The sequence below is a fragment of the Pseudomonas sp. genome, from assembly GCF_030690725.1.
Taxonomy (GTDB): Bacteria; Pseudomonadota; Gammaproteobacteria; order Pseudomonadales; family Pseudomonadaceae; genus Aquipseudomonas.
The window spans coordinates 1-6,981 of record NZ_JAUYGD010000048.1 but is presented as its reverse complement, the minus strand read 5'-3'; the positions used below and the strand labels follow the sequence as shown (position 1 = coordinate 6,981).

Genomic DNA, 6,981 nt, shown 5'->3' with positions numbered 1-6,981 from the left:
AAATTCACTCTCAAAGCTGCTGCGCTTGCTTATGCTGCGTTGAAAGCCTGCTCGGAATGCTCATTTACAGCAGTAAACTCCGCTTCCTCGCAGGCTTTCGCCTTGCCTAATCTGCGCTCGCGACGCTTTGAGCGCGAATTTTGGCTCTCTATAAAAGGGCCGCAGCCAACTTGCCATGCAAGCCGCCAAAGCCGCCGTTGCTCATCACCACTACCTGAGTACCCGGCGCGGCTTCGGCCTTGACCCCGGCAATGATCGCTTCCAGAGAATCGCAGACCTGAGTTGGCACGGTTGACGTAGCCACGGTGCCGGCCAGGTCCCAGCCGAGGTTCGGCGGCGCGTACCAGTACACCGAGTCAGCCTGCACTACTGATTCAGGTAGACCATCGCGGTGGGCGCCGAGCTTCATCGAGTTGGAGCGCGGCTCGACGATGGCGATCAGCTTGGCATCGCCAATGCGCTTGCGCAGGCCATCCAGGGTGGTGGCAATCGCCGTCGGGTGGTGGGCGAAGTCATCAAAGATGGTCACGCCATTGACTTCGGCGACCTTCTCCATGCGCCGCTTGGCATTGATAAAGCCGCACAGCGCGGCGATGCCCAGCTCCGGCACCACGCCGACATGGCGCGCCGCCGCCAGCACCGCCAGGGCGTTGGCCACGTTGTGCTGGCCGGTCAGCTGCCAGTCCACGGTGCCGGCAACCTTGCCGTCGAAACGCACCTCGAAACGCGAACCGTCGGCACTGAGCAGGCGCGCCTGCCACTGACCGCCTTCGCCGGTGGTTTGCACCGGGGTCCAGCAGCCCATCTCGATCACCCGCTTAAGCGCAGGCTCAGTGGTCGGATGAATGATCAGGCCGTCGCCCGGAATGGTGCGTACCAGATGGTGGAATTGCCGCTCGATGGCCGCCAGATCCGGAAAGATATCCGCATGATCGAACTCCAGGTTATTCAGGATGGCGGTGCGCGGGCGGTAGTGCACGAACTTGCTGCGCTTGTCGAAGAAAGCGCTGTCGTATTCGTCGGCCTCGACCACAAAGAACGGCGTGCCACCCAGGCGCGCGGAAATACCAAAGTTCTGCGGCACGCCGCCAATCAGAAAACCCGGACTCATGCCGGCGTGCTCCAGCACCCAGGCCAGCATGCTGCTGCTACTGGTTTTGCCGTGGGTGCCAGCCACCGCCATGACCCAACGGCCCTGCAGCACATGGTCGGCCAGCCACTGCGGGCCACTGACATAGGGCAGGCCTTTATTCAGCACATACTCCACCGCCGGGTTGCCGCGCGACAGGGCGTTGCCGACCACCACCAGATCCGGCGCGGGGTCGAGCTGGGCGGCGTCATAGCCCTGGGTCAGTTCGATGCCCTGGGCCTCCAGCTGGGTGCTCATGGGCGGGTAAACGTTGGCGTCGGAGCCGGTCACGCGGTGGCCGAGTTCCTTGGCCAGCACGGCCAGCGAACCCATAAAAGTGCCGCAGATGCCGAGAATATGGATATGCATGATTTACCTTGAAGGCGTCGTCAGAGCCGGTGAATAGGCGGGATAAAAACTGGCCGCAGATTAGCACAGCGCCCTATAGGCGGGCGCGGTGGCACGCTGATCAGCCGCCGCTGTTCGACCGCACTACCTCGAGAAAAGTCGCGATAATCCGCCGCGATCCCTGGTCGCGCCGGCACACCAGGGTTTCGGTCATGCGCTGCTGACAATCGAGGATCGGCAACGCCCGCATGGCGCGACTGGAACCAAATTCCGCCGCCGAAACGATACCCACGCCCAGACCGGCCGCGACCATCTCGAACACCGCTTCACGCCCTTCTACCTCAAGCGCCGAGCGCACGCGCAACCCTTCGCGGCGCAGCTCATCCTCAATCATCTGCCGGGTCATCGAGCCACGCTCACGCAGCACCAGCGGTGTGTCATCGAGATCAGCCAGGACAATCGATTCGCGCCCCGCCCAGGGGTGTTCGAGGCCAACGAAGGCAACCAGTGGCGCACTGCTCAATACATGGCTGAGCAGATTGTCATCGGTCACCGGGCGACCGAGTACGGCGAAGTCCGCCTGATAGGCAAATAGCCTGGCCAGCGCCTCATCGGTGTTGCCGGTCACCAGATTGAAGCGAATGCCCGGATAGCGCTCATTGAATGCAGCAATGAAGGGCAGTACGTGCACCGGAGAATCAACCGCCAGGGTCAGGCTACCGCTCTGCAGGGCACGCGAACTGGAGAGCAGTTCCTGGGCCTCAGCGGCCACCGCATACAACCGCTGGGTAATGCCGAGCAGTTGCTCACCCAGTTCGGTGAGCTGTACCGAACGCTTGGTGCGGTGAAAAAGCAAAACCCCGAATTGCTCCTCAAGTTTGCGCACTTGGTCGGAAACTGCGGGCTGACTGAGGAACAAACGCTCGGCGGCGCGAGTGAAACTGCCCTGCTGCGCCACCGCGTGAAAGGCCCGCAATTGAGCGTTGGAAACCGCCATCAGACACCTCAATAAATAAGTTCAGATTATTTTTGAAATACTATAAATCGATTTTATTTATTTACCGCAAGTTGTTTTTATCGACTCCAGAGCGGCGCATCGCTGCCACCGCACACACTGGAGACGATCATGAGCAAAGCCGAATTCATCAACGCCCGCCCAGCCCTTACAGCCCCAGCACTGGGCGAGCCCTATCTGCTGACCCCCGGCCCGCTGACCACGTCGCTGGCCACCAAGCAGGCCATGCTGCGCGACTGGGGTTCGTGGGATACCGACTTCAACCGGGTCACCGCAGAAATTCGCCAAGGCCTGCTGCAAATGGCCGGCGTGCATGACGACAGCTACGCCTGCGTGCCCCTGCAAGGCAGCGGCACCTTCGCCGTCGAAGCGGCACTGGCCACCGCCATCGCCCGCGACGGCAAGGCCCTGGTGCTGATGAACGGTGCCTATGGCAAGCGCGCCACACAGATTCTCGACTACCTCGGCCGCGACTACATCGCCCTGGACAAAGGTGACTACCTGCCACCGCAACCGGAAGAAGTCGCTGAGCTGCTGAAAGCCCACCCCGACGTCACCGACGTGTTCCTGGTTCACTGCGAAACCAGCTCGGGCATCCTCAACCCGCTGCGCGAGATCGCCGACGTGGTCAAAGCCCACGGCAAGCACCTGATCGTCGATGCCATGAGTTCCTTCGGCGCGGTGCCGCTGACCGTGGACAAGATCCCCTTCGACGTCATGGTGTCTTCGGCCAACAAGTGCATCGAGGGCATTCCCGGTTTCGGCTTCGTGATCATTCGCCGTGCGCTGCTGGAGCAGTCCAAAGGCCGCGCTCATTCACTGAGCCTGGACCTGCTGGAGCAGTGGCAATACATGGAGCGCACTGGGCAATGGCGCTTCACCCCGCCGACCCACAGCGTGGTGGCCTTCCGCAAGGCGCTCGAGCAGCACGCCGAGGAAGGGGGCGTAGCCGGACGCCAAGCGCGCTACACGAAAAATCGCGACACCCTGGTCGCCGGCATGCGCGCCATGGGCTTTCAGACCCTGCTGGAAGACCGCTGGCTGTCGCCGATCATCACCACCTTCTTCAGCCCAACCCACCCGAACTTTGAGTTCAAGCGTTTCTACAACGAGCTCAAGGCCCGCCAGTTCGTCATCTACCCCGGCAAGTTGACCATTGCCGAGAGCTTCCGCATCGGCTGCATCGGCCAGATCGACGAACGCATCGTCGGCCAGCTGTTGCGCGCTATCGCCGACGCACTGGCGGTGATGGGCGTCGACGACTGCCGCCCGGCGAACTGAACCACAGCGCCCGGGCCAGTACGGCCATGGGTGCAGACCTGCAGTACGAGACCGGCCGTTGCCCGCCCGCCAGGCGGAGCAACCCGGCAGGACGCCACGCTCCCGGGCCTCGATTGATCTGATCCAGACCGTCCGCCAAGACGGCGACAGAAGTGCTTTTACAACAACAAAAGCAGCCATTCCTTGAACTGCCAGCACATTCAACTCAGAGGTCAGTACCGTGAATCAGACATATGGTTTTTCCCTGTTAAGCCTCGGCAGCAACCCCACACAGCGGTGGCGCCTGCAGATATTCGCCATCACTTGGCTGGCCTATGCCGCCTTCTACTTCACCCGCAAGGCCTTCTCAGTGGCCAAGCTGGGCATCGCCGATGACCCGGACTTCCAGTTGGAAAAGGCCACCATGGCCAACCTTGATGCGCTTTATCTGGGTGCCTATGCCATCGGCCAGTTCACCTGGGGCATCCTCGCGGACCGCTTTGGCCCGCGCGTGGTGGTACTGGGCGGCCTGCTGATTTCCGCGGTGGTGGCGCTGATCATGGGCAGCTTCGCCACCCTACCGATCTTCGCCACCTGCATGGTGATCCAGGGCCTCGCGCAATCCACTGGCTGGTCAGGGCTGTGCAAGAACCTTGGCAGCTTCTTCGCCACTGGCGAACGCGGCCGGGTACTTGGCTTGTGGAGCAGCTGCTACGCCTTCGGCGGCCTGGTGGCCTCGCCCTTCGCCGGCTGGTGGGCCTATCAGGTCTATGGCGACTGGCGCGCGGCATTTTTCTCCAGCGCCATCGTGGTCGGCGTAGTCGCCGTGCTGTTCTTCCTGCTGCAGCGCAACACGCCACAGGATGTGGGGCTGCCAGCGGTCGAAAGCACCGACACACCGCAACTCGATGGCAACGGACAGCACGCCAGCTTCGGCAGCTGCCTGAAAACCATCCTGAGAAATCGCACGGTGCTGGTACTCGGCCTGGCTTACTTCCTGCTCAAGCCGGCGCGTTACGCGATCCTGTTCTGGGGCCCGGTCATGGTCTACGAGCGCATGCCGGAGATCGGCAAGGTGGCCTCGGCCATCGTCCCCACCTCCTTTGAAGTCGCCGGCCTAATTGGCCCGGTACTGCTCGGCCTGATGTCGGACAAGCTGTTCGGCGCACGGCGCTTCCCAGCCTGCGTGGTCAGCCTGCTGGTCCTGGCGGTCTGCCTGGCGCTGTTCGTCCCGGCGATGCAGAGCGGCAGCGTACTGGCCGTGGTCGGCCTGCTGTTCATGATGGGCCTGAGCCTCTACGGCCCGGATTCGATGATCAGCGGTTCCGCCGCCATCGACTACGGCCAGGGCACCGCCGGTACCGCAGCCGGCTTCGTTAACGGTTGCGGTTCAATCGGCGCGATCCTCGGCGGCCTGCTACCCGGCTACTTCGATACCGAAAGCGTGTTCCTACTGTTCACCGGCACGGCCCTGATCGCCACCGTGATGATGCTGCCGTACTGGAACAGCCGCCCGAGCCAGCTAGCGCCACACCCCAGCAACCCACTGAACCCCAACAGCGCCGTCAGCAACGCAAGCTTTCGGGCCTGACCTTTGCGCTTAATCCATCCAGGAGTCACGACATGAACTATCAACAACCTCAGCAGCTGCAAGCAATCATCCTCGATTGGGCCGGCACCGTGGTCGACTTCGGCTCCTTCGCGCCGACGCAGATCTTCGTCGAAGCCTTCGCCGAGTTCGCCGTCCCCGTAACCCTGGCCGAGGCCCGCGGGCCAATGGGCATGGGCAAGTGGGACCACATCCGCACCCTGTGCAACGTGCCAGAGATTGCCGAGCGCTACCGCGCCGCCTTCGGCCGCCTACCCAGCGATGACGACGTGACGGCCATCTATGAGCGTTTTATGCCACTGCAGATCGCCAAGATCGCTGAGCACTCGGCGCTGATCCCCGGCGCGCTCGACACCATCACCGGCCTGCGCAATCAGGGCCTGAAGGTCGGCTCCTGCTCCGGCTACCCGGCGGTAGTCATGGAAAAAGTGGTGCAACTGGCGGAGCGCAATGGCTACGTCGCCGACCATGTGGTCGCCACCGACGAAGTACCCAACGGCCGGCCGCACCCGGCCCAGGCGCTGGCCAACGTGATTGCCCTCGGCATCAGCGACGTGGCGGCCTGCGTCAAGGTCGATGACACCACCCCCGGCATTCTCGAAGGGCGCAGCGCCGGCATGTGGACGGTGGCGCTGACCTGTTCGGGCAACGCCCTGGGCCTGACCTACGCGCAATTCAAGGATATGCCGGCCGAGCAACTGGCCAGGGAGCGCGTGCGCATCGCCCAGCTGTTCGAAGGCTCACGCCCGCACTACCTGATCGACACCATCAACGAGCTGCCCGCGGTGATCGACGACATCAATGCCCGCCTGAAACGCGGGGAAACACCACAAGGCGTCTGACAACCTCAGCCGGCGAGCTTCGTGCGCGCCGGCCATCCCCAACACAAGAGGTCAGCATCATGATTTACGCGAAACCAGGCACCCCCGGTGCCGTCGTCACCCTCAAGCCGCGCTACGGCAATTTTATTGGCGGCGAGTTTGTCGCGCCGCTGGGCGGCCGTTATTTCACCAACACGAGCCCGGTCGATACTTCGGTAATCGGCGAGTTCCCACGCTCAGATGCCGCCGATATCGAGCGCGCGCTGGACGCCGCCCATGCCGCCGCCGATGCCTGGGGCAGAACCAGCGTGCAGAGCCGTGCCCTGGTGCTGCTGGAAATAGCCGACCGCATCGAGGCCAACCTCGAACTGCTGGCCGTGGCCGAGACCTGGGATAACGGCAAAGCCGTGCGCGAAACCCTGAACGCCGACGTACCGCTAGCCGCCGATCACTTCCGCTACTACGCGGGCTGCATCCGCGCCCAGGAAGGCTCCGCTGCGGAAATCGACGAACACACAGCCGCCTATCACTTCCACGAACCCCTGGGCGTGGTCGGGCAGATCATCCCGTGGAACTTCCCGCTGCTGATGGCCGCCTGGAAACTCGCCCCGGCTCTGGCTGCAGGCAACTGCATCGTGCTCAAACCGGCCGAACAAACGCCGCTATCGATCAGCCTGTTGATGGAGCTGATCGGTGACCTGCTACCGCCAGGCGTACTCAACGTGGTGCAAGGGTTTGGCAAGGAGGCGGGTGAGGCCCTGGCCACCAGCAAGCGTATCGCCAAGATCGCCTTTACCGG

At 63.0% G+C, this 6,981-nt stretch carries 6 protein-coding genes; 4 read left to right on the top strand and 2 right to left on the bottom strand.

The genetic code is table 11. The features are described 5' to 3' along the window. Positions 1 to 148: 148 nt before the first annotated feature. Both mpl and Q8O69_RS11745 read right to left on the bottom strand, forming a co-directional pair. Entirely contained in the window at positions 149 to 1,498 is a 1,350-nt protein-coding gene (mpl, locus tag Q8O69_RS11750; protein WP_305592315.1) for a UDP-N-acetylmuramate:L-alanyl-gamma-D-glutamyl-meso-diaminopimelate ligase, read from the bottom strand. 100 nt (positions 1,499 to 1,598) lie between these two features. Then, a complete protein-coding gene (locus Q8O69_RS11745; protein WP_305592313.1) occupies positions 1,599 to 2,474 on the bottom strand; it encodes a LysR substrate-binding domain-containing protein in 876 nt (291 codons plus the stop codon). 129 nt (positions 2,475 to 2,603) lie between these two features. Between Q8O69_RS11745 and Q8O69_RS11740 the strand changes: the two genes are divergently transcribed. The 4 genes from Q8O69_RS11740 to Q8O69_RS11725 all read left to right on the top strand — a co-directional run. Beyond that, entirely contained in the window at positions 2,604 to 3,773 is a 1,170-nt protein-coding gene (locus tag Q8O69_RS11740) for a 2-aminoethylphosphonate--pyruvate transaminase (RefSeq protein ID WP_305592311.1), read from the top strand. A 220-nt stretch (positions 3,774 to 3,993) separates the two neighbouring features. Further along, positions 3,994 to 5,343 carry an MFS transporter gene (locus Q8O69_RS11735; protein ID WP_305592309.1) on the top strand — a complete coding sequence of 450 codons (1,350 nt, stop codon included), beginning with the start codon at positions 3,994 to 3,996 and terminating at the stop codon, positions 5,341 to 5,343. A 32-nt stretch (positions 5,344 to 5,375) separates the two neighbouring features. Next, positions 5,376 to 6,203 (top strand): phosphonoacetaldehyde hydrolase, encoded by an 828-nt coding sequence (phnX, locus tag Q8O69_RS11730; RefSeq protein ID WP_305592307.1) that lies wholly within the window; start codon positions 5,376 to 5,378, stop codon positions 6,201 to 6,203. Positions 6,204 to 6,262: 59 nt separating this feature from the next. Beyond that, positions 6,263 to 6,981, top strand: a 719-nt coding sequence (locus Q8O69_RS11725; RefSeq protein ID WP_305592306.1) for an aldehyde dehydrogenase family protein, incomplete at its 3' end; no start/stop codon positions are given.

What these genes read in the sequence shown, in the direction of transcription:
- mpl (WP_305592315.1), bottom strand. Translation starts at nt 1,498, where the DNA reads ATGCATATCCATATTCTCGGCATCTGCGGCACTTTTATGGGTTCGCTG.
- Q8O69_RS11745 (WP_305592313.1), bottom strand. Translation starts at nt 2,474, where the DNA reads ATGGCGGTTTCCAACGCTCAATTGCGGGCCTTTCACGCGGTGGCGCAG.
- Q8O69_RS11740 (WP_305592311.1), top strand. Translation starts at nt 2,604, where the DNA reads ATGAGCAAAGCCGAATTCATCAACGCCCGCCCAGCCCTTACAGCCCCA.
- phnX (WP_305592307.1), top strand. Translation starts at nt 5,376, where the DNA reads ATGAACTATCAACAACCTCAGCAGCTGCAAGCAATCATCCTCGATTGG.